The following is a 22,578-nucleotide window of genomic DNA, read 5'->3' as shown; positions in this document are numbered from 1 at the left end:
AAATCACCAACCACAAACCTAATCATCTTGCCATCCAGCCGCCGTCAACCACCATTACGTGGCCGTTCATATAAGAACTGGCTTCGGAACACAGGAACACAACGGGCCCTTTAAAATCTTTTGGTTCGCCCCAACGGGCTGCGGGAATGCGGCTCAAAATAGCCTGGCTGCGTTCGGGATCTTCGCGCAAAGCTTGCGTGTTGTTGGTAGCGATATAGCCCGGCGCAATGCCGTTGATGTTGACGCCTTTTGAAGCCCATTCATTGGCAAAAGCTTTTACCAAACCAGCAACCGCCGATTTAGAAGCCGTGTAGCCCGGTACGTTTATACCGCCTTGAAAACTCAGGAGTGAACAGGTAAAAACAATTTTACCCGAACCGCGTTCAATCATGTCTTTGCCGAATTCCCTGGTCAGAATAAACTGCGCAGTTTCGTTTACGGCAATCACTTTGTCCCACCAGTCATCGGGATGTTCGGCCACGGGTTTACGAAGAATCATACCGGCATTGTTAATGAGAATATCAATTGTGTGCGCAGCCTTTACTTCGTTGATGAATTTATAGAGACCATCGCGGTTAGAGATGTCCACAACATAAGACGTGTACTTGCGGCCCAACGCGGTGATGGCTTTTTCGGTATCGCCGCCTTTTACATCCGGGTTAATGGAAGCGCCAACAATGTCGGCGCCGGCTTCGGCAAGCGCAATGGCCATGCCTTGGCCAAGACCGGTATCAGCGCCGGTAACCAGTGCTGTTTTGCCCGAGAGTTCAAACTGTTTTAAGATGCTCATGTTTGCTTGATGATTTGGTTTGATGCGTGAACGAAGAGCGGTAAAACTACGCCGGGAAAACCAAGGTCATTCCGAAAGCAACAGATTTATCTGTGCAAACGTTTGCAGGTGCGCAAGCAAAAAAAATGATTGTTGAAAAAATAACGATCTCTCACTCGTCATCGTCGTGCTGGCGACTAATTTCTTCGTCCATATCTTCCTCGTCCTGTGCATCGGGTTCGTCTTCAATGTTGCCCGCTTCGCGTAAGTATTTTTCTGCTTGCTTTGGAAGAAGTTGTTCGTCCACGTTAACGGTTTCAGCCGCCTGCGGCGATGGATTGGAGGCATTGCCCGTTTGCGCCGGATGTGCGTTGTGGGCCGGACGATTTTGATTGAAACTTGAGTTATTTGCCATGATTGTTTTTAATTATTGGGTAAAAACTTATGCCATTTCTTAACAGAACACAAACTGCTTCAGGCTGCTTCGCACCCACTCCGTGGCATTGTTTTCGTATGCCCATAGTTTCAAAAAGTAAATCGCTATGAAAAGATTTTTTGCAACCGCCATTGTATTGGCGTTTCTAAGTATCAGCCTTCCCTCTCTCGCGCAAGACACGAAGCCCACTGTGCCCGAAAAGGTAGGCCACGGCGTTAAAAAAGGCGCAAAGAAAGCCTGGCACGGCACCAAGAAAGGAGCAAAGGCCGTGGGAAACAAAACCGCCGAATTGGCCACTGAGGGCAAAGCCAAAGTAACCGATAAAGAAGTGGACGGCTACCTGGCTCCCAACGGCAGGAAAGTTTACGTGGACGACGGCGACAAGTATTATTGGATTAACAAAAAAGGCGGCCGTGAATGGATTACGAAAGACCAGTTGAAGAAGAAAGATTAATTGGTGCCGGAACAATAAAAAGCCCCGAATATTTTGTTCGGGGCTTTTTATTGTTGATTCAACTTAATCAAGCCTCGGCAATAGGCTTGTATTTTGGCACGAGCGTCTTCATCACAATCCAACCGATCAAATACGCTACGGCACAAATGGAAAAGATAATGAAGTATCCCGCTTCTTTTCCCTGAAAACCCATGAACTGCATTTGCGTTTTGCCGGCATAGGTGAACAAGGTGCCGGAGCCTTTGTTGATAAAGAACGAACCCACTCCGCCGGCCATGCCGCCAATGCCGGTAACCGTTGCAATAGCAGATTTGGGAAACATGTCTCCCACCGTTGAAAAAATATTTGCCGACCATGCCTGGTGCGCCGCACCTGCAATGCCAATAATAATCACAGGAAACCAAAAACTGGTTTGTCCAAGCGGCTGCGCTAACAAAGCCAGCAAGGGAAAGAAGGCAAAGATTAACATGGCCTTCATTCTTCCCTCGTAAGGATTCATGTGCTTCTTGTCAACAAAATAAGAGGGAAGCCATCCGCCGATAATGGAAAGAAGTGTGATGGCATAAAGAATAAAAATAGGAATGGCACTCTGCGTGGAATCCATTTTATAAATGTCTTTCAGGTAGGCCGGCGTCCAGAACAGATAAAACCACCAAACGCCATCGGTCATAAACTTTCCAAAGGCAAAAGCCCAGGTTTGTTTGTATTTGAAGCAGTCGGCAAAAGACATTTTTTTGGGTAAGGCCACAACCGGTTCTGAAACCTGGTTGTGCGTTACAATGTCCTGTTGAATGTACTCCAGTTCGGCCTTGTTTACCCGCGGATGCACCTCGGGTTTTTTGTACATCATGGCCCAAAAGCCCATCCACAAAAAGCCGAACGCACCAATGATAACAAAGGCCATTTCCCAGCCCCAGGCTTCGGCTATAAAAGGAATAGTTACGGGCGCCAGCAATGCGCCCACGGTTGCACCGGCATTAAAAATACTGGTGGCAAGTGCCCTGTCCTTTTTGGGAAAGTATTCAGCGGTTGCTTTAATGGCCGCCGGAAAATTGCCCGATTCTCCCAAAGCCAGCACAAAACGGGCAAAGATGAACAAGCCAACACTTGTTGAGGTTACCAATGCTGCCTTGTCGAAGGTTGCAATAGATTCCTTTGCTCCTTCAAAACTTACCAGCCAATGACCGGTAAGAATTCCTGATGTGGCAATGCCGCAAAGTGCGTGAATGCATGCACCTACTGACCAGATGCCAATGGCCCACAAAAATCCTTTTTTCGTATCCAACCTGTCCACAAACCGGCCGGCAAACAACATGGACGCAGCGTAAAAAAGAGAAAACCAACCCGAGATGTCGCCGTAGTGAGCATCCGTCCAGTGAAACTCCGGAACAAGATGATCTTTCCACGTTAGTGAAAGCACTTGCCTGTCGAGATAATTGATGGTGGTAGAAAAAAACAATAAAGCACAAATCTGCCAACGATACTTCGTGATGATGCCTTTCGTATCGCGGGAAACCGGGGGAACTAATTTTGACTGCGTGCTTGTGGCCATTCAAAAAAATTTATAGAAGCAATCGCGAGAAGTGAAACATGAGACGTCAAACCTGAAACCTTGAAGAGATTCAGGTGATGAAACCTTTACGGTTTCGCGTCTCACGTTTGACGGGTTTGACTTATCCTCTTACTTCTTTAATTAAAGCTAATGATTTTAACGTGCCTGCCTTGATGCCTTCGTAATCTTTGTTTTCGAGAGATACCTTTGTAATTAATTTGCTGCCCATGCCCACGGCGCAAACACCGGCTTTAAACCAGCCTGCAAGGTTTTCTTTTTCTGCTTCCACACCGCCGGTTGGCATAAAGAGAAGATTCGGAAACAATTCTTTGATGGCGCTTAAAAATGCAGGACCTAAAATGTTGCCTGGAAAGAGTTTCACCAGCTTTGCGCCCAATTGTTCTGCACGAATAATCTCTGTTGGCGTCATGCAACCAGGAACCCAGAGCATGTCATTTTCATCGGCAACTTTGATGGCGTCTTCCACCAATCCCGGACTGATGATGTAATCCGTTCCGGCATCAATAAAAGCTTTTGCCGAATCGGCATTTTTTATGGTTCCCACACCGAGGTACATGCCTTTTAATTCGGCATCGCACACTTTGCGCATTTCTTTAAAATTTTTCAACGCTGCTTCGCCGCGGTTGGTGTATTCAACAGAGCGAATGCCGGCTGCATACAATGCTCTTAACACTTCGATGCTGACGTCTGTGTCTTTGTAAAAAAACAGCGGCAATACGCCTTGCTCAGGAATAAGTTTAAGTATTTCTTCTTTCTTGTTCATCGTGTTTGTTTGTTGGTGTCTTTTCTCCACACCGGTTTAAATTTTCACCTTTACCACTAGCTTTTTTACCGGGCCTTCGCCAATCATGGGTGCGTGCACGTCTTCAGGGTAAAAGATGGCAAACTGGCCGGCGTTCAGCGAAAAATACGTGTCGGGTTTGTCGTTGAAAAAGGTAACGTCCTTTTCAGCGTTGTAATCGCCTTTGGGATCAACGCATTTGCTGCGCGGCTTCCAGCCAATTTGCTCCGAACCCGCCGGACAAACCTGGATGTCAATAAAATGATTGTGCGCTTCAAATTTTGCGTCTTCGGCTTTCACGCCGTCTTTATTAGAAACCGAAGCGTGAAGTTCTGCACCGTCAATCGGATACTTCCCGACTTCAATGCTTTCCAGATTTTGCGATTTGATGAATTCAAATGCTTTGGCAAAACGCGGGTGAAGCGAAACGTATTTATCTGAATTGGCTAAACTGTCTACGATCATGATGGTTGTTGTTACAGGTTGAGAAATCGTTGTTCGTTGACAGTTGATCGTTGGCCGGCAATTTAATGATCGGATGCGGACAACGGCCAACGATCAACGATTAACAAATTAACGTTGCACGCGGCCCGAAGCATCGCCTTTCATCAGGCCTTTTACATCTTCAAGGGTTGCGTGGTTCAAGTCACCGGGAATCGTGTGCTTCAGTGCAGATGCGGCTACACCAAATTCAGCCGCGTCTTTCATCGGCATACCCGTTACTAAACCGTAAATCAAACCGCTGGCGAATGAGTCACCACTGCCCACGCGGTCAACGATGCGCACTTCGTATTGACGTGTGTGGTAGAAATCATTGCCGTCATAAAGCAAAGCACTCCAGCCATTATCAGATGCGCTGTGGCTTTCGCGAAGCGACGATGCGATGTATTTGAAACCAAACTTTTCTTTCATTTGCTTGAACACATCTTTGAAACCTTCGAGGTTCAATTCGCCTTTGGTTACATCGGTGTTCGCTGCTTTAAAGCCAAGCGTTGTATCGGCGTCTTCTTCGTTGCCAATACAAACATCAACGTACTGACAAAGCTTCGTCATTACTTCTCTTGCTTTCTCCTTGCTCCACAATTTTTTGCGGTAGTTAAGGTCAATTGATGTCGTGATGCCTTTTGCCTTTGCAGCTTTCAACGCAGCTTCCGTCAAAGCAGCGGCTTTATCGCTTAACGCAGGCGTAATGCCGGTTGTGTGAAACCAATCGGCGCCATCAAATATCTTATCAAAGTCAAATTCGGAAGCGTCAACATCGGCGATAGAAGCGCCGGCACGGTCATAAATCACTTGCGATGCACGCATGGACGCACCGGTTTCCAGAAAATAAATACCGAGACGGTCGCCGCCGCGGGCAACGAATTGCGTGTCCACGCCGTAACGGCGCAGGTGGTTGATAGCCGATTGACCAATAGCGTTGTTCGGAACTTTGGTAACGAAGGTTCCGTTCAAACCATAATTACAAAGAGCGGCTGCAACGTTTGCTTCGCCACCGCCGTAGGTAACGTCAAACGTATCGGCTTGTACAAAGCGTTTGTGATCCGGGGTGGACAAGCGCAGCATGATCTCGCCCAGTGTGACTACTTTTTTAGACATGATTTTTTTGAGTTTATGAGTGGTTTTTAGTTTAAGAATTCAAAAGTAAAAAAGCAAAATTCAAAAAGCGTTTACGCCGGAGACTCTGTTTTTACTTTTGCCTTTTGATTTTTTACTTTGTCTTCGTTCCAGCCGAAATAGTTCGCAGCGTTGTTGTAGCAAATGTCCTGAATAACTTGGCCCGTCCATTCAAGATCATTTGGCAATTCACCGTTCTCAATTTCTTTACCAAACAAATTGCACAGAAGCCTTCTGAAATATTCGTGGCGAGGGAACGAAAGGAAGCTTCTCGAATCGGTAAGCATGCCCACAAACTTGCTCAACAAACCCATGTTGGAGAGTGCGTTGAGTTGTTTCGTCATGCCGTCCTTTTGATCGAGGAACCACCAGCCAGAACCAAATTGAATTTTACCCGGTGTAGAACCGTCGTTGAAGTTGCCGATCATGGTTGCCATCAACTCGTTGTCGGCCGGATTAAGATTGTAGAGAATGGTTTTGGCGAGTTGGTTGTTTGTATCTAAACGATCAAGAAATTTCGCCAGTGCTTTGCCCTGTGAAAAGTCGCCGATGCTGTCCCACCCCGTATCGGGTCCAAGCTGACGCATCATGCGGGAATTGTTGTTGCGCAACGCACCAAGGTGATATTGTTGCACCCAACCTTTTTCCCAATCCCACACGGCAAAAATTTGTAGCATAGCCGATTTGAATTTCAGGTTCTCTTCTCTTGTGAGTTCTTTACCCGAACGGATTTTATCGAATGCCGCCGTAATTTCCGCATCGGTGTAATCTTCAGCATAAACCTGCTCAAGCCCGTGATCGGAAACAGAGCATCCCATTGTGGCAAAGAAATCATGGCGAGCTTTCAATGCATTAAGGTAATCATTGAACGAGGCAATGCTTGTATTGCTCGCTGCTTCAAGTTTAGAAAGATAAGCGTTGAAGGAAGCCGCATCGTCAACGTTCATCGCTTTGTCGGGACGATAAGCGGGAAGAATTTTAATGTCTATTCCTTCGTCTTTTATTTTTTGATGATGTTCCAGGTTATCAATTGGGTCATCGGTTGTGCAAACCACTTTCACATCCATCTTACGCAACAGGTTGCGAACCGAATATTCCTTTGTTTGCAATTTGGCCGAACATTCCTCGTAAATTTTTTCTGCGCTGTCGGCGTTCAAAATTTCGTGCACGTCAAAATAGCGTTGCAGTTCCAGGTGCGTCCAGTGATAAAGCGGGTTGCGCAAGGTGTACGGAACCGTTTCCGCCCACTTTTTGAATTTTCCAAAATCGGGCTTGTCGCCAGTGCAATAGCTTTCGTGCACACCGTTCGTGCGCATGGCTCTCCATTTGTAATGGTCACCGTATAGCCATACTTGCGTAAGGTTTTCGAACTGCTTGTCTTCCGCAATCTGGTCGGGCGGAAGATGACAGTGGTAGTCAATGATGGGCATTGGCGCAGCGTACTCGTGGTAGAGTTCCTCCGCCGTTTTGGTGTTCAGCAAAAAGTTTTTACCGATAAATTTTTTCATTGCTTTGTTGTTATAGAGAGACGCCGCGTTTCCACGGAATAAAATCGTCTTGATTGAGTAAAACGGCTTTTGGAATCACTTCACCGCTGGCGGCCTTAATGCAATACTCCAGAATCTCCTCACCCATTTGCTCAAGGGTTTTTTCGCCGGAAATGACGCCGCCGGTATCAATGTCAATGATGTCCTTCATGCGACTTGCCAGCTTGGAGTTTGTCGCAACTTTAATGGTCGGACAAACAGGATTGCCGGTTGGTGTGCCCAAGCCGGTTGTAAACAAAATAAGTGTCGCACCACTTGCTGCTTTGCCGGTTGTCGCTTCAACGTCATTGCCCGGTGTGCACACCAAATTAAGTCCAGGTTTTACCGCAGGTTCTGTGTAATCCAACACGTCAACAACCGGCGACGTGCCGCCTTTCTTTGCTGCACCGGCACTCTTGATGGCGTCAGTAATTAATCCGTCTTTAATATTTCCCGGCGAAGGGTTCATGGAGAAACTGGAACCCACAGCCGTCACAATTTCTTCGTAACGATGCATCAGGTGCATGAACTTGCGGGCAACCGGTTCGCTCGTTGAACGATCAACCAATTCCTGTTCTACGCCGCAGAGTTCAGGAAACTCGGCCAACAAAACTTTTGCGCCCAAGGCTACTAACAAATCGGAACAATAACCGACAGAAGGATTGGCCGAGATGCCGCTGAAACCGTCGCTGCCGCCGCATTTTACACCAACCGTAAGTTTATCAAGCGGTGCGGGTTTGCGTTCAAGCTTGTTGATTTCAACAAGACCTTCAAAGGTTTTTTTGATGGCTTCGGCAATCATCACTTCTTCGTTGCCCACTTGCTGTTGCTCAAAAATGTAAAGCGGTTTGTCGAAGTTCGGATTGCGTTCTTGTAAGTCTTTTTTAAAATCTGCCACCTGCAAATTCTGGCAACCCAAACTCAACACCGTTACGCCACTAACGTTTGGATGATCGGCGTAAGCAGCTAAGAGTTTGCTTAAAACGGCCGCATCCTGACGAATGCCGCCGCAACCTCCCTGGTGATTGAGAAACTTAATGCCGTCAACGTTTTTAAACACACGCTGTTGATGATTGTTGTCCGGCGCAAGATCAATCGTATCAACCGTTGAACCTTTCTTGAACGCTTCTACCAGCTTGTGTGCATATTGCTTGTATTTATCCGTAACCGCGTAACCCAATTCGTTGTGAAGCGCCTCACGAATCACGTCCAAATTTCTGTTTTCGCAAAACACAGTGGGAATGAACAACCAATAATTGGCTGTTCCCACTCTTCCGTCGCTGCGGTGATAACCGTTGAACGTTCTGCCAATGAATTTCGACACATCGGGTGCTTTCCATTCGTATTTCACGCCGCGGTAGTCATAACCGCTGGAGGCGTGCTTTACATTCGATGTCGTCATCAATCCACCTATTGGAATTTCATTTTGCGCCTTGCCCACCAACACACCGTACATGATGACTTCATCGCCGGTGTTCATGTTGTGCTCGAAAAATTTGTGCTTGGCCGGAATGTCGTCCACAACCGTAAACGTGCTGCCGTTGTATTGAACGGTTTCGCCTTTGGGCAAATCCTGCAAAGCCACGATCACGTTATCGGATGGATGAACTTTTAATACTTTACTGCTCATTGTTTGTTCCTTGTTGCAAAAGCCTGTGTGAGCTTATGCAATCTTTTCTTTATTGGATTCTGTTGCGATAACGGCCGCTTTTGCGCCGCTGTTCAACAGCAAATTTAGCTTGTCGGTAACGGCTTTGGCAAAGCCGGGCAGGCTGTGCAGGTCGGCGCCCCAATAAGCCGCATCGCGAAGGGTTTCTTTTACAAGATCAGCGGGCGAAAGTTTTGCCCAGCGTTTGTAAAAGATTTCAGCCGTATCGTCCTGAATAAAATACGAGGTGCCGTTCAAATCGCCGTAATATTTTCCGTCGCGAACCGTAACCCCTTTCATAAAAAGAAGATAGGCCGCAAACCCGAGAGCGATGGCCTCTGGCGCGGCAGATGTTTTTTTATAATGCTGAAGCAAAACGGGCACGCAACGCATCTTCAGCTTAGAGCTGTAGTTCATGGTAATGCTGATCCACTGATGGCGAATGTGAGGGTTGCGGAAACGATCCAATACTTTATTTCCGAAGTCCTGCGCCGTTGAAAGGTCAACGTCATACGGAATGTTGGACGCAATTTCATTTTGCATTACGTCGGCAATAAAACCCGACATCGTTTCATCATCCATGGCCTGCTTCACTGTTTCAAAACCGGCCAGATAAGCAAGACCGCAACTGAGCGTATGCGTGCCGTTCAACATGCGCAATTTCAGTTCGCGGAAAATGTCAATATCGGGTTCAATCACCACGCCGTCATCGGCTTGTGCAAACGACAAAATAGATTTTACTTCTTCCCCGCCCTCAATGGCCCACAAGCGGTACACTTCCGACATGCTTAAGTTGCCGTCGGTATAACCCAATTCGTCTTCCAGTTCCTTCAAAGTTGCCGCATCGGGTTTGCCCGGAACAATCCGATCTACCAGCGAATTGCAAAAATGATTGCTGCCTTCGAGCCACTCGATGAAAGAATCTTCCAAACTGTTCAAATGCGCCAGTTCTAAAATAATTGCCTGAAGTTTCGTTCCGTTCTCGGGAATTAATTCTGTTGGCACAATCACCATCCCGCTCTTTTCACTGCCGCCAAAAGCTTTGAAACGTTCGTATAAAAAAGCCAGCAATTTGCCGGGAAACGATTTCGGCGGCGTTTGGCGAATGTCTTCGTGCACCAGTTGAATGCCCACTTCCGTTGTGTTGGAGATGATGATTTGCATCTGGCTGTTGTGCGCACAATCCAATATTTCGTTCCATTGCTCCGTTGCGGTAAGGACGCGGCTGATGGACGAATTGATAATGTTCTCTTCAATCTTTTCACCGTTCTGCAAACCGCGAACGCAAAGGGTGTACAAGCCGTCTTGTTTGTCAAAGGCCGACGTGTCGCCGTGCGAGGTTGATTTTACAACGACAACACGACCGTTAAAAATGCCCTGTCGATTAGCCTTGTCAATAAAATAATCGGGCAGGCCGCGAAGCAGCACACCGGTTCCAAACTGCAGGACTCTCTCCGGCAAATCAAACAGCGTTTCTTCCGGAATCGCCACATTTTCCGGGCTTATGTTTCGTAGCGTATAGCGAGATAAGATCATACAAAAAGTTTACGGTTGTTTGGGTTGCCTCTGCATTATTGCTTCGTGCAAAATAATTTTATTGGTGTGCTTCTCTGTCCTTGGCTTTCGTGCTTCGCGAATTCCTCGTTTACATTTTTTCGGGGTTCCAGCGATTGCCAAAAACCCACGCGGCGCTAATGGTGTTTGCCTCCGGCGAACCTTGCGCTGTTTGCAAATTGTCTTTGTGCCAGGCATAATCGCCGCCTTTGCGATGGCAGTTAAAATAATAAACCCTTCGCCCCCATTTAATCTCGTTATTCGTCGGCACGAGATAAATGTCTTCGTTCGCCATTGCTTCAGAAAAGCTGCAATTAATCAAATAGAATTGTGCGTCTTTGTGATAACGCCCAAGTTTGAAACCTTTGTAGCCATCAAACTTGCAATTCTTTAAAACCGTTTTGTAATCCGGGTTTGTTGAGCCGTCGTGCCAAATGGAAGCGGGTCCTGTGTTTGCGTAAAAGGTGCAATTCTCCGCGTACGCATCGCCACGCGGACAATAAAAATCTACGCCGCCCTCCATCACACAATCCTTGAAATAAAACATACCGTTCACCAGATTCCACGGACTCACCGTGTCGCCTGCGTAAGCACTCAAGCGGCAGTTGATCACTTTCAACCGCGTCGTATTCATGCTGCGCAAGGCCATCTGGTGCCCGCTGTTCGTAATCACTTTCTTACCGGATGAATCACTTGCGCAGCTTACGGTACGGGCTTCTTTTTGGGTAAAGCCATAATCGTTGGCGATCGTCAGGTTTTTCAAGGTGATGTCGTTGCCGCTAAGATTCAGTGTCGCTACCCCCCAATCATCTTTGTGATCGCAGCGCCATTCGTCGCGGGCAATGTTTTGAATAATTTTTGTCGTCTCGCGGTCTTCGCCTTCAAGAACGATGTTGTGTTTTGTGATGAATATTTTTTCGTAGTAACGGCCCGGCTTGATGTGAATCGTTCGCGGCATTGCAGACGAATCGGGCAAGCTGTTGATGGCCGACTGAATAGACGTAAAATTTCCACTGCCGTTTAGATCAACAATGATTACCGACGTGTTGACGACTGTCTTTTGTGCAAACGACGACGTTGCAAGCAAGATGCCCGCAACGCTTATGACTTGATATAACCGGCGTCGTAAACTCATTTCTTTTTTGCTTGCAGCAAGGCCCATTTCGCCAGGTCTTGTGCGGCTTTGTAGTTGTCAAAATCGGGTGGCAATTTGCGGCCGTCGGTATATTCGTTGTAAAGCCAGGGATCGCCAATTACAAACACGTTTCCCTTGCCATAAGTGGCGGTTGCTATAATGTTTTTACCCCCTTTTGTTACGATTGTTTTTGCGGGTGCCGAAACGTTTAACGTAGCAAGTTCTTTTACGTAAGCTTTTTTAGCGGTTGAAAAAATGTTGGATGCTGCCGAAAGATCAACCACGCCTTGTTCAAACTTGCTGCCTTCAACCGTATTGAAAAGATCCTCGTTCAGGCGAATGCCAAACTTTGTCGAAAGCACGTTCATGCTTTTCACGTTGTTGTGTCCCGAATCGTTGCTGAGCAACAACAACACGCCGCCGGCTTTTACCCAATTGCTAACGGCCGTCGCGTCTTTCTCGCTAATGATGTTTGGTTTTGTTGTTTCTTTCTGATCGTCGGGATCAACCACGATATAAACGCTGGCGCCTTTTAAGTTTTGTGCTGTTGGCGCTGCTTTCAAGGTTGCGGTTTTTGCCCCGTAGCTTTCAAACACAAATCGCAAGGTTGAAAAACCGTCGTTGTCTTGTTCATCCCAGATGTAATGGAATGGAATGCTGCGAACGCTGTTCCATTCTTTTTTTAATTCAGTGTTAAACATTTCACCTGTAGCTGCTCTGCCGATAGAACCGGGTTCTGGCTTCCATTCGTTGTTGAAATAATTATCGAGCATGACTGTTTTGCCGGCACCAACTTTTGGCACTTGCAATAACTCAATTTCGTTTGCCGCGTTGATGAATGCACCCATGCCTTTGGGATCGTTCACTACCACTGGTTCGCTCATGTAATAAGCAAAGCTGCCATCACGGTAAGGGTTGCCGCCAAGACCGGAAACCGAAACCGTTCCGTGCAAATTCACCTGGCCGTTTTCGTTCTTGACAAATTCTTTTAAAATACCGGCCCAGCCCTTTGTGACGTTGCTCAAATAACTCGCCGGCAAGTATCCTTTGCGCACGCCTTTTGCCAAGGTATAAACCAGCATCGAAGAAGCGGAAGCTTCAAAATAATTTTTCGGCTCTTTGGGTTTATCCACCACGTCGTACCACAGACCGGTTTTGGCGTCCTGCACTTTTGTTACAGCAGCCGCAAAACGGTTCAGGATTTTAATGATGTCGTTGCGACCCGGGTGATTGGCGGGAAAATAATCCAGCGCATCTACCATCGCCATGCCGTACCAACCCAATGCACGTCCCCAAACGTTTGGCGAGAGACCCGTTGTTTTATCGGCCCATTTCTGCTGCTTGCTTTCGTCCCAGCCGTGATAAAGCAAACCGGTTTGGGGATCTCTTGCGTGCTTTTCCATCAGCACAAACTGACGCGTTACATCGTTGAAGATAGAGTCCTCGCCAAAGACCTTGGCGTACTGCGCATAAAAAGGTTCGCCCATGTAAAGGCCGTCGAGCCACATTTGATTGGGATAAACCTGCTTGTGCCAAAAGCCGCCTTCCGACGTACGCGGGTGTGTTGCCAATTGGTGCCGTAAAAGCTCTGCGGCTTTGCGGTATTTGTCTTTGCCGGTTACTTCGTAAAGCAACAGCGCCAACTTGCCGTTGTTCACGTTGTCAATGTTGTGTTCAGTGGTTTTGTAACCCTTGATGGAACCGTCTTCGCCGATGAAATAATCCATCTGCTTTTGAATGTAACGAAACCATTTGCCGTCGCCGGTGGCGTTCCAGATGCCCTCAATGCCTTTTAAAATCACACCCTGGTCGTAACTCCATTTGGCGGGATTACCGGGTTTTACCGAAAAGGAATCCGGCCAGATTTTAATGGCAGTATTTGCCAGGTCCTGCGCATAAGAATGCACCGGCTGCGCCTTTGCGGAAAAGCAAAAAATCGTCAAACAAAAAATCGCTGTAAGTTTCTTCATGTCGTTCAATAATGTTGTCTTCAGTTTGGGCCAGAGGTTCGTCTGTCTATTGAGCGTCTGTTGCGTCGCACTCTTGTACGTTCGGTAAGTCTATTCAGCAATTGTGCGGCGCCTGCGGTGCCCGCGTTTCCACGGCTCAATCTCGTTCTATCTTGAATGATTTTCCTAACTCCTAACTCCTAACTCCTAACTCCTAACTCCTAACTCCTAACTCCTAACTCCTAACTCACATCACCTTCACCGCGGCCTCGGTTGCGCCGTAATTCACTTCCACGCCTTTCTTCGCTTTCTTCGCATCCACACCGTTCAGCACAATTCCTTTCGACTTCTCTCCCGTTACGTTCAGTAATACATCCGCTTTGTTGTACGCAATGTTGAACAGCTTAATGTTCTGGCTGTTGTGAATGTTCATCAACGGGTCTGTTTCCTTAACAGTCAGTTGAACGTTCTTTAATGAAATACCCGTAGCCTCGGTCATGTCCAAACCTTTGTTGGCCTGAATGACCAGGTTTTCCATTTCAATTTCTTTAATGTTCATCTCGGGCAATCCTCTCACGAAGATGGCTTTTTCGGCTCCGTTGCAAACCACGTTTCTGATTAGAAACTTCCTGAATTGCGGCGTGCCTTCGTTTACCGGCAGTGTTTCTACTTTTGGCGGTTCGCGTTTTTCACCGGCCAGCACAACAGGGTCTTGCGCCGCATAATACATGTCGAACAAAATGGCTTCCGCCACGATGTCTTTCATCGTGGTGTTAGTGACGAAAATATTTTCCACCACGCCACCGCGGCCGCGGGTAGTTTTAAAACGAAGACCAATATCGGTACCGATAAACGTGTTGTTATCAACGTACAAATTTCTTGCGCCACCGCTCATCTCCGAACCAATCACAAAGCCACCGTGTGCATGGTAAACCGTGTTGTAGCGGGCAATTAAATTTTCAGTTGGCAAGCCGCGTTTTCTGCCGGCTTCGTCGCGACCGCTTTTGATGCAAATGCCGTCGTCGCCTACATCGAAAGTGCTGCCTTCGATCAAAACATTTTTACAGCTTTCCACGTCAATGCCGTCGCCGTTTTGTGCATTCCAGGGATTTTTTGCATAGACGTTGCGCACCGTTAAATCTTCGCACATGAGCGGATGCAGGCACCAGGCCGGTGAGTTTTGAAACGTAACGCCTTCGAGCAACACTTTTTTACACGACGTAAAGACCAAAAGATTCGGACGCAAAAAGTCTTTGATGCTTTCGTAAAATTCTTTCGTTTTTTCAGGCTTTATCTCACCAGGATTCTTCAGCGTTGAACCGTATCTCGAAGCCTCAGAAGGATACCATGTTTTTTTGTCCTCGCTTAGCACGCCACCCGAAGCCACGAGGCGTTTCCATTGCGTTTCGGTAACCTTTTCTTTTTTCATCGCACGCCAGGCGTCGCCATTGCCGTCTATAATTCCATAACCGGTAATCGCGATGTTTGTGGCGTTTTCTGCCGACAAAGGCGATTGATTTCGCATCTGCGAAAGTCCTTCCCAGTTTCCCGCAACCAAGGGATATTGACTTTTATCGGCCGTGAATTGCAGCAGCGCACCGCGTTGCAAATGCAGGTTCACGTTGCTTTTTATCACCAGTGGGCCCGTCATCCACATGCCCGCCGGCACAACCACAACGCCGCCACCGTTCTTGTTGCAGACATCAATGGCTTGCTGAATGCTTTTTGTATTCAGCGTAAGATCATTCTTTGCACCGTATTTAGTAACGTAGAAGGAATCTTTTTTAAAAACAGGCTGCTGCACGGTAAAATCGGGGCGTTGCGCAGCGGCCACAAGAACGAGAACAACAAACAATATCGTTAAACGTAGTTTCATACAGATGAATAAAAAGGGCCGCGCAGTGAACTACACAGCCGTAAAACGATTGCTTACAATTAATGCTTTTTAATGAGCTGAGAATCGCATTCTGCTCAACAAGTCTAAGCCGATATTCTTTGTTGACAAGGGAGTTTGAGTGATTTATTTACGCAAACGTTACCGAAAACGTTGCCGGAATGGAGGCGTAACAATTCGTTTGCAAACGAGGAAAGAAAGAAGAACAGCGGTCAGTGACAAACGGGCTTAATAAACAGTTAGAATTGTTTATTGCAAGCGAACCGATGAATTAAGAACGCAATTTTTATTTGAGTCCAATCACGCGTTTTTGGCGGCTGCTTTCAAAGGCCGCTTCAATGATGCGTACGACGTTCAATCCGTCTTCAGCACTTACCGGTGCAGGCTCACCTTCGCGAATGGCTTTGTACAACTCGGTGAAATAATCGTTGTAAGCACCTTTGGGTGAAGCGATGTATTCTTTAATGATCTGCCCGTCTTTTTCGGTATGAAGAAATCCTCTTTCGCTGTCGGGTTCAAGACCCCAATCATCGCCAACGGGAAGCTTGCTTTCGTTTAGCGCTTCCTCCTGCACGTTGGTTTTGGATTTTAGAAAACTGCCTTTGGAGCCGTGCAAAATATAGCCCGGCAACGCTTCGCGAACAAGGTAGCTTGAATGCAAGCGTACGCGAAGCGAGGGATAATACAACAGCACTTCAAAGTAATCATCCACTTCCGAAACAGGCCGCACGGTACGAATGTCGCCAAAGACGGCTTGCGGCATACCAAAGAGTTGCAGCGCCTGGTCAACGATGTGCGAACCCAGATCGTACAAAGCACCTGTGCCCGGACCGGGCGTTTCTTTGTGCACCTTCGGACTCAGGTTTTCGTTATAGCGGTCGAAGTGAAATTCAGCTTCAACGATCTCGCCAAGCCATCCTTCGCTGATAACTTTTTTCAAGGCACGGTAGTCGCTGTCGTAACGGCGGTTTTGATAAACCGAAAGAACTTTGCCTTTTTCTTTTGCAAGGGCAATCAGTTCTTCGCCTTCTTTCACCGTCACCACAAAGGGCTTTTCAACAACGACGTGTTTGCCACCTTGCAAAGCTTTTTTGGCGTAATCGAAATGCGTGTAATTGGGCGTGTTGACAATTACCAATTCCACCTCGTCATCGCGAAGCAGCTCCTCAATCGTTCGGCAGGTTTTAATCCCGGGATATTTTTCTTCCGCTAAATTTTTGCTTCGCTCCCACACCGCATAAAAATTAAAGCCTGGGTTAACGTGCAAAAAGGGAGCGTGAAAGAGACGGCCCGACATGCCGTAAGAAAGAAGAGCTGTGCGAATGGGTTTCATGGGGCAATGTTAGGAAGGGATTCGGTATTGAGGAATTGGGATATTAAGATATCGTGTGACTCCGCGGTAGTCAATACCACAATAGCTCAATATCCCAATATCGTCATTAAAGCTTTACTACGCTTACTTCTTCCTGCACCTTGGCCGTTGTGTTTACGTCGAACACTTCTTTTTGCTCACCGGTTTTTGCCGACAGCACAAAGGTGATAGACGCTTTGTCAATTTCTGATTTGTCAATGGCAAAGTACTTTTTAAAGCTCTTGTCTTTGAAGTGAGCGGCGTAAAACTGGTAGCCCTGTCCGTCTTTAATTTCCACTGTGAAGGGTTCTCCGCTTTGGTTGTTGTAGGTAACCTGAAAGAGGATTCTGTCGCCCACAATACCGGCGTATTTTATATCCGCATCAACGGTTTTTTTCGGGGAGTCCTGTGCCTGCACAAGTGAAAAGCTGCTTGCGGTTAATGCTGCTGCAACAAAGAGCCTTGCGAAAGATGAACGAATGCCTGAAGTCTGTGTTTTCATTTGCTTTTCCATGTTGTTTGTTTTAAAGTTTTTCACTTTCACAAACAATCGTTAAGGGCAAGCAACGATAGAGAAGTATGTAAATGAACCGGGTACGTTGTTTTAAAATCTCGGCCTCATTTCCAGAACAAAAATAGTTGCGCCTTTTTGCGGCAACGAGACAAGTTCCTTGTTGAACTCCTATGCCTAACAAAAACTTCACCGGCTGAAACGCAGTGCTGGCAATGGTTTCACGCTACGACGCAGACGACAGCCAATAACAAGTATAAAAAAATTGTTAACAGAAAAAGTATTAAAACAATTGTCTTGCGCAGCAGAATCATTTATTGCTTGCTAAGGGGATACCCTTTGTCAATCCAATCGGCCTTAAGGTTGTGCGGAAGGTTAAGCAATTTATAATTGGTGAACTGAAGTTCTTTTAATGCGTTGATAGCAGGACGAACGTTGGGGCAATGTTCAAACGGACAACAGCCGCAATACACAACGATGCTTGCATCTTTCGGCACGTTGTTCAACTTCTTTTTAAAGGCTTCTACATTTTTTTCGTCGTTCGTCATGCCGATAACAACCGAATGCGGAATCAACGCACCGGGACCAACAGAATAGATCAACGGAATGTTTTTATTTGTTGCCAGCGTTTTTGCTAACTCCGATGGTTCGAGCAATTGGTCTTTTGTCCAGTTAACCGGGGCCTGTGCGTTTGATTTTTGCGCAAGCAAAAGAAGAAGAAAGGAAAAAGAAAAAAGTGTTTTCATGTTGCTGTTTGCGCTAAAGATAAGAAGGGTAAGGGGCACACAAACAACGGTACTGTCATACACAATCATGTTTTGGCAAAGGGTAAAAACGATCGGCCTTACCTTTGCGGCCATTGATCATTTCGAAACTTCCTTTAACCATGCTGAAGAAAGACCAAGCAACGCCAGGCGGCATTCCCATCTCTGTATCACTCGAAGAAAACTTTGCACCCACTCTTAACGAAGCAAAAAATCATTCTGATAAAAAGCGGCTCCTGTATATCTCTATGCTTGCCGTGGGCATTGCCGCCGTTATTTCCGGCGTTGCCAAGTTGCTGGTTTACCTCATTAACCTCTGCACCAATCTTTCTTTTCATCACCAGTTTTCCTTTGCCGCTTCCAGCCCAGCCACCAATAACTACGGTCTTTGGGTGATTGTTGTTCCCGTCATTGGCGGTGTGATTGTCGGCCTCATGGCCTTGTACGGTTCCAAAGCCATTCGCGGTCACGGCATACCCGAAGCAATGGAACAAATTCTGACCAACAAGAGCAAGATTAAACCGGCCATTACTTTTTTGAAACCAATTTCTGCCGCAATTTCCATTGGCACCGGCGGACCATTTGGTGCGGAAGGTCCCATCATTGCTACCGGCGGCGCCTTTGGTTCTACGGTTGGACAGCTTTTAAAAATCTCTCACTACGAACGAAAAATTTTGCTGGCCGCCGGTGCCACTGCGGGCATGGCCGCCATCTTTGGATCGCCCATTGCCGCCATTTTTCTCGCCATTGAATTGCTGCTCTTCGAGTTCTCTCCCCGTTCGATATTGCCCGTGGCCCTCGCCTGTATTACGGGTGCGGCGGGACACCATTTTTTCTTTGAAGCCGGCCCGGTTTTTCCAATGCCGGCTGTAGCTGTTCCAGGCAACGAAGCGCTGGCTGTTTACAGCGTTATCGGCATCATTATCGGCTTTTTATCGGCACTGATCACCAAGATTGTTTATTTCATTGAAGATGCCTTTGAAAAGCTTCCGGTGCATTGGATGTGGTGGCCGGCCATTGGTGGTTTGGGCGTAGGCATTGTAGGTTATTTCGCCCCAAGAACACTGGGTGTTGGCTACGAAAACATTACGGCAATTTTATCCGGCCAAATGACACTGCAGGTTATTCTGGCGTTGTGCCTTTTAAAATTTATTTCCTGGGCCATTGCACTGGGCAGCGGCACATCGGGCGGTACGCTGGCGCCTTTGTTAACCATCGGCGGCGCTGCAGGTTCCTTGTTGGGAATGGCCGCCATCAGCCTTTTTCCACACGCCGGCGTGGTGCTTCCGATAGCCGCCATGATCGGGATGTCGGCCATGTTTGCAGGCGCTTCAAGAGCCTTGCTTACATCCATTGTTTTTGCCATTGAAAGTACCGGCCAGGTGAACGCTTTGCTGCCCTTGCTTGCGGCTTGCATCGCGGCTTATTTCATCTCGTATTTTTTAATGGAGAACACCATCATGACCGAAAAGATTGCACGCCGCGGGGTGCAAACGCCGTACAGTTACGAACCGGATATCCTTGACCGCTTAACGGTGGAACAGGTGATAAACGAACACGATTTTGTATTGAGTGCCGACAGCACGGTAGCGGAAGTAAGAGCCTGGCTGCAAGCCAATAAAAAAGCCCAGCGCAGCTATTACGTAGTGGCTACCGCCGGCGGCATTTTTCAAGGCGTTATCAGTGCTTCTAACTTGTTGAGTACACATCATGCTACTGACCAACCGATCAGCCGTTTAATAAAACGAAAACCCGTTACCGTTACCGGCGATGATCGGTTGAAGACAGCGGTTGAACTGATGGCAAAGGAGAACATTGACGTGCTGCCTGTAACGGCACCGCAAACAAAAGAAATTGTTGGATTGGTATCGTATAAAGATATTTTGGGCGCATACAAGCACCGCATCGAAGAGTACGAAGAAATGAGTACGCACATTTCGCTCAAAAGAAGAACGCTGAAAATTTTATTGCACGGCAAACGGCAGTTGACAACGTTACGGCACAAAGAAGAAGCCTGATTGTTTCTGCGAAATTTTATTGCGCCGGTTCCACTCTGAACCAGTCAATATCAGCATAGCCGCTATCGTTGATTTGTGTTTCCCGGGTACAGAACAAACCAACCTTTGCGCCAATCCATCGTCCCACTTCGGCCGTAAACTCATCGCCGGTGTTTGTGAAAGATTTTCCGTCAAGGCTGTAACTAAAATTGCATTTGCCGCCTTTGGCAATTTTTACGCGTAAGTAAACGGTTGGCGAATTCATTTTCATTACCGTTGTTTCTTTTTCGCTCTTGCCTTTCACGGCGTCTTTACAAAGGGTGTGCACCAAATAGATTCCGTCTTTTTTATTCTTTAAGGCAAGACCTGCATAACTAAAACCCATCACCACCAGTCCTGCTTTTTCGTTCTCCAGTTTTGTGTTGGGCAAGAACGTAAGTTTTGTTGTGACCATGAATTCTTCTGCCGGGAATTTTTGCAAAAGAACATTGGGTGCATCCCATAAATTTTTGGCACTGTCGGGAAGCTTATCGGAGAACAATCGCAGGCTTCCTTTGGATGGGTTCATGAAGTACCATGTTGCTTTTGAATTGGCCATCCATTGCCATTGCAACCCTACTGTTGTTCCGTTGAATTCATCGCTTTCTGCAGGTGTTTGAACGGGATAGGTTTTGCCAACGTTTGGCTTCTTGTAACGGGTCACCGGTTCGCCTTTTCCATCGCCGTCACGATCCACGCCGATCACCGGCCAATTTTTTATCCACTTCATGGGTTGCAGGTGCAGAATGCGTCCATAGGCGTCTTTGTCCTGAAAATGCAAAAACCAATCTTCGCCCGTTTGCGTCGTAACCCAGGCACCCTGGTGCGGACCGTTCGTGGGTGATGACCCCTGGTCCATCACCACTTTTCTTTCGTAAGGACCGTAAACGTTTTTTGAACGAAGAACGAGTTGCCAACCTGTGGGCACACCGCCTGCCGGCGCAAAAATGTAATAGTAATTATTGCGTTTGTAAAACTTCGGGCCTTCGATGGTGGGATCAAGTTCGTGACCGTCGTAAACCAGCACGCCGTTATCCATTGCTTTGGTTCCTTCCTTGTTCAACTTCTTTACGGCAATCACGCTTTTAATGCCTGCGCGACTGCCGGCAAATGCGTGAACCAAATAAATCTGTCCGTCTTCGTCCCACAGCGGGCAAGGGTCAATCAATCCTTTGCCTTCGGCAACGAGTATTGGGTCGCTCCACGGCCCTGCGGCGGTCTTTGCTTTCGTGAGGTAAATACCAAAATCAGGATCGGGATAATAGAGATAAAATTCGCCGTTGTGATAACGCAATGAAGGCGCCCACACGCCTTCCCCGTGACGCGGAACGGAGAAGTGTTCAAACGGTGGTTGACGCTTTAATGCATGACCGATAATCGTCCAGTTCACCAAGTCGTTTGAATGAAGTATGGGCAGTCCCGGCACGTCTTCAAAGGAAGAAGCCGTGAGGTAAAAATCATCGCCGACGCGTATGGCATCGGGATCGGAATAATCAGCGTGAAGAATTGGATTTTTATAAGTGCCGTCGCCGTTATCGGCCACCCAAACTTTAGAAACGTACGGTTGCTGTGAAAAAACAGTCAGGGCAGAGAACAGCGTAAGCGATACGAGAATTCGTTTCATGGCTTTTCTTTTAGCGGGTTCCACTCTTTAAAAACATTTTTCAACGTAATGCGTGACGCTTCTTCATCGCTCAACTGCTTCGCCCATTTTACACGTTGTGCTGCATCAGACGATGGACCGTAACTTTTGTATTCGGCGTAACGCGTGGTCAAATAATTATCCGTGTTGTTCCAATTGCTCCAGCCTTCAGGCCTGATGTGTTGCCCGATGTAACAATGCAGATAAACAACGCTTGCATAACGCTGCCACGGACGGCCAAGCGAAGCGCTGTGAATAGAACTGTCGCCGGTTAAAACGCAATCATAAAACACGTAACCAAATTCTTTTTCTTTCGGCGTGGAGGCGGCAGTAACGTGTGAAGCTTTTTTGCTGTGAATGTGGCATTGCTGAAACCAAACGGTGGACGATCCGAAAATAAAATCAGTGGTGCCTTCGATGTAACAATGCTCATAATACTGCCGGCTCTTGTCGTTGTTGGTAAAAAGAATGTCTTGATTTCCCACGAAGCGACAGTTGCGAAAGATTGCCTTATCGCCATCAGCTTCTACGGCCACGGCCTGTCCCGCACTAAAGCCTGCATCGTTTTGAAACGTAATGTTTGTTGCGGTAAAATCATCGGCCAGAATTTTAAAGCTTGATGATGTTCGTGTGTTGATGGTTTCCCCTGATGGAGAAACTTTGCCGGTATGATCGTCGTAGGTGAGAACAGTATTGAATTTGTCTTCGCCCACAAGCGTTACAAAATTCTTCGTGCTGTCGAGCAAAACTTTTTCTTTATAAATTCCTTTCTTCACAAAAACGGTAACGGGCTTTTTGTTTTTGTACGGAATTGCGTTGAACGCAGCCTGCACCGTTTTAAGATCGCCGCTGCCGTCCTGCGCAACAATTATCTTCTTTTGTGCAAAGCCAAACAACGCAATCAGCAAGACGACAAAAAGCAAAACCTGTTTCTTCAT

The 22,578-nt window shown here is 47.1% G+C and carries 19 protein-coding genes; 2 read left to right on the top strand and 17 right to left on the bottom strand.

The window, feature by feature from the left end; genetic code table 11:
- Positions 1 to 22 precede the first annotated feature (22 nt).
- Complete coding sequence (locus FSB75_RS19730; protein ID WP_146790987.1) at positions 23 to 790, bottom strand: SDR family oxidoreductase; 768 nt, start codon at positions 788 to 790, stop codon at positions 23 to 25.
- Between the two features lie 151 nt (positions 791 to 941).
- Positions 942 to 1,184, bottom strand: a complete 243-nt coding sequence (locus FSB75_RS19725) for a hypothetical protein (RefSeq protein WP_146790985.1) — start codon at positions 1,182 to 1,184, stop codon at positions 942 to 944.
- A 127-nt stretch (positions 1,185 to 1,311) separates the two neighbouring features.
- On the opposite strand from FSB75_RS19725, the gene FSB75_RS19720 reads away from it, so the two are divergent.
- Positions 1,312 to 1,659, top strand: coding sequence for a hypothetical protein (locus FSB75_RS19720; RefSeq protein WP_146790984.1), 348 nt, complete (start codon positions 1,312 to 1,314; stop codon positions 1,657 to 1,659).
- 67 nt (positions 1,660 to 1,726) lie between these two features.
- Here the strand turns inward: FSB75_RS19720 and FSB75_RS19715 are convergent, their stop codons facing one another.
- The 13 genes from FSB75_RS19715 to FSB75_RS19655 form a co-directional block, all read right to left on the bottom strand.
- Positions 1,727 to 3,211, bottom strand: coding sequence for an MFS transporter (locus FSB75_RS19715; RefSeq protein WP_146790982.1), 1,485 nt, complete (start codon positions 3,209 to 3,211; stop codon positions 1,727 to 1,729).
- A gap of 121 nt (positions 3,212 to 3,332) precedes the next feature.
- On the bottom strand, positions 3,333 to 3,995 hold the full coding sequence (locus FSB75_RS19710) for a beta/alpha barrel domain-containing protein (RefSeq protein ID WP_146790980.1): 663 nt from the start codon (positions 3,993 to 3,995) through the stop codon (positions 3,333 to 3,335).
- Between the two features lie 36 nt (positions 3,996 to 4,031).
- Positions 4,032 to 4,478: a YhcH/YjgK/YiaL family protein gene (locus FSB75_RS19705; protein ID WP_146790978.1), complete on the bottom strand. Its 447-nt coding sequence runs from the start codon at positions 4,476 to 4,478 to the stop codon at positions 4,032 to 4,034.
- 108 nt (positions 4,479 to 4,586) lie between these two features.
- The gene (locus tag FSB75_RS19700) at positions 4,587 to 5,612 is read right to left on the bottom strand and encodes a sugar kinase (protein WP_146790976.1); all 1,026 of its coding nucleotides are present in this window, start codon (positions 5,610 to 5,612) and stop codon (positions 4,587 to 4,589) included.
- A 71-nt stretch (positions 5,613 to 5,683) separates the two neighbouring features.
- Positions 5,684 to 7,138 carry a glucuronate isomerase gene (gene uxaC, locus FSB75_RS19695; RefSeq protein ID WP_146790974.1) on the bottom strand — a complete coding sequence of 485 codons (1,455 nt, stop codon included), beginning with the start codon at positions 7,136 to 7,138 and terminating at the stop codon, positions 5,684 to 5,686.
- A gap of 10 nt (positions 7,139 to 7,148) precedes the next feature.
- Positions 7,149 to 8,786, bottom strand: a complete 1,638-nt coding sequence (locus tag FSB75_RS19690) for a UxaA family hydrolase (RefSeq protein ID WP_146790972.1) — start codon at positions 8,784 to 8,786, stop codon at positions 7,149 to 7,151.
- A 33-nt stretch (positions 8,787 to 8,819) separates the two neighbouring features.
- Positions 8,820 to 10,340 carry a tagaturonate reductase gene (locus FSB75_RS19685; RefSeq protein WP_146790970.1) on the bottom strand — a complete coding sequence of 507 codons (1,521 nt, stop codon included), beginning with the start codon at positions 10,338 to 10,340 and terminating at the stop codon, positions 8,820 to 8,822.
- Positions 10,341 to 10,449: 109 nt separating this feature from the next.
- On the bottom strand, positions 10,450 to 11,493 hold the full coding sequence (locus tag FSB75_RS19680; RefSeq protein WP_172623233.1) for a pectinesterase family protein: 1,044 nt from the start codon (positions 11,491 to 11,493) through the stop codon (positions 10,450 to 10,452).
- Complete coding sequence (locus tag FSB75_RS19675; RefSeq protein WP_146790966.1) at positions 11,490 to 13,463, bottom strand: glycoside hydrolase family 88 protein; 1,974 nt, start codon at positions 13,461 to 13,463, stop codon at positions 11,490 to 11,492. Before FSB75_RS19675 ends, FSB75_RS19680 begins: the two co-directional genes overlap by 4 nt.
- A gap of 226 nt (positions 13,464 to 13,689) precedes the next feature.
- Positions 13,690 to 15,318, bottom strand: a complete 1,629-nt coding sequence (locus FSB75_RS19670; protein ID WP_146790964.1) for a glycoside hydrolase family 28 protein — start codon at positions 15,316 to 15,318, stop codon at positions 13,690 to 13,692.
- Positions 15,319 to 15,622: 304 nt separating this feature from the next.
- Positions 15,623 to 16,669 (bottom strand): Gfo/Idh/MocA family oxidoreductase, encoded by a 1,047-nt coding sequence (locus FSB75_RS19665; RefSeq protein WP_146790962.1) that lies wholly within the window; start codon positions 16,667 to 16,669, stop codon positions 15,623 to 15,625.
- A gap of 106 nt (positions 16,670 to 16,775) precedes the next feature.
- Entirely contained in the window at positions 16,776 to 17,201 is a 426-nt protein-coding gene (locus FSB75_RS19660; RefSeq protein ID WP_146790960.1) for a hypothetical protein, read from the bottom strand.
- Between the two features lie 311 nt (positions 17,202 to 17,512).
- Positions 17,513 to 17,944 carry a rhodanese-like domain-containing protein gene (locus tag FSB75_RS19655; RefSeq protein WP_146790958.1) on the bottom strand — a complete coding sequence of 144 codons (432 nt, stop codon included), beginning with the start codon at positions 17,942 to 17,944 and terminating at the stop codon, positions 17,513 to 17,515.
- Between the two features lie 140 nt (positions 17,945 to 18,084).
- On the opposite strand from FSB75_RS19655, the gene FSB75_RS19650 reads away from it, so the two are divergent.
- Positions 18,085 to 19,980 carry a chloride channel protein gene (locus tag FSB75_RS19650; protein ID WP_146790956.1) on the top strand — a complete coding sequence of 632 codons (1,896 nt, stop codon included), beginning with the start codon at positions 18,085 to 18,087 and terminating at the stop codon, positions 19,978 to 19,980.
- Between the two features lie 16 nt (positions 19,981 to 19,996).
- On the opposite strand, the gene FSB75_RS19645 is transcribed toward FSB75_RS19650, so the two are convergent.
- Entirely contained in the window at positions 19,997 to 21,622 is a 1,626-nt protein-coding gene (locus FSB75_RS19645) for a glycoside hydrolase family 43 protein (protein ID WP_146790954.1), read from the bottom strand.
- Positions 21,619 to 22,578, bottom strand: a complete 960-nt coding sequence (locus FSB75_RS19640) for a pectinesterase family protein (protein WP_146790952.1) — start codon at positions 22,576 to 22,578, stop codon at positions 21,619 to 21,621. The genes FSB75_RS19645 and FSB75_RS19640 overlap by 4 nt, the downstream gene beginning before the upstream one ends.

It is taken from the genome of Flavisolibacter ginsenosidimutans (genome assembly GCF_007970805.1).
Classification (GTDB): Bacteria; Bacteroidota; Bacteroidia; order Chitinophagales; family Chitinophagaceae; genus Flavisolibacter; species Flavisolibacter ginsenosidimutans.
Note: the sequence above shows the minus strand (reverse complement) of the source record. Positions and strands in the feature narration are given on the sequence as shown.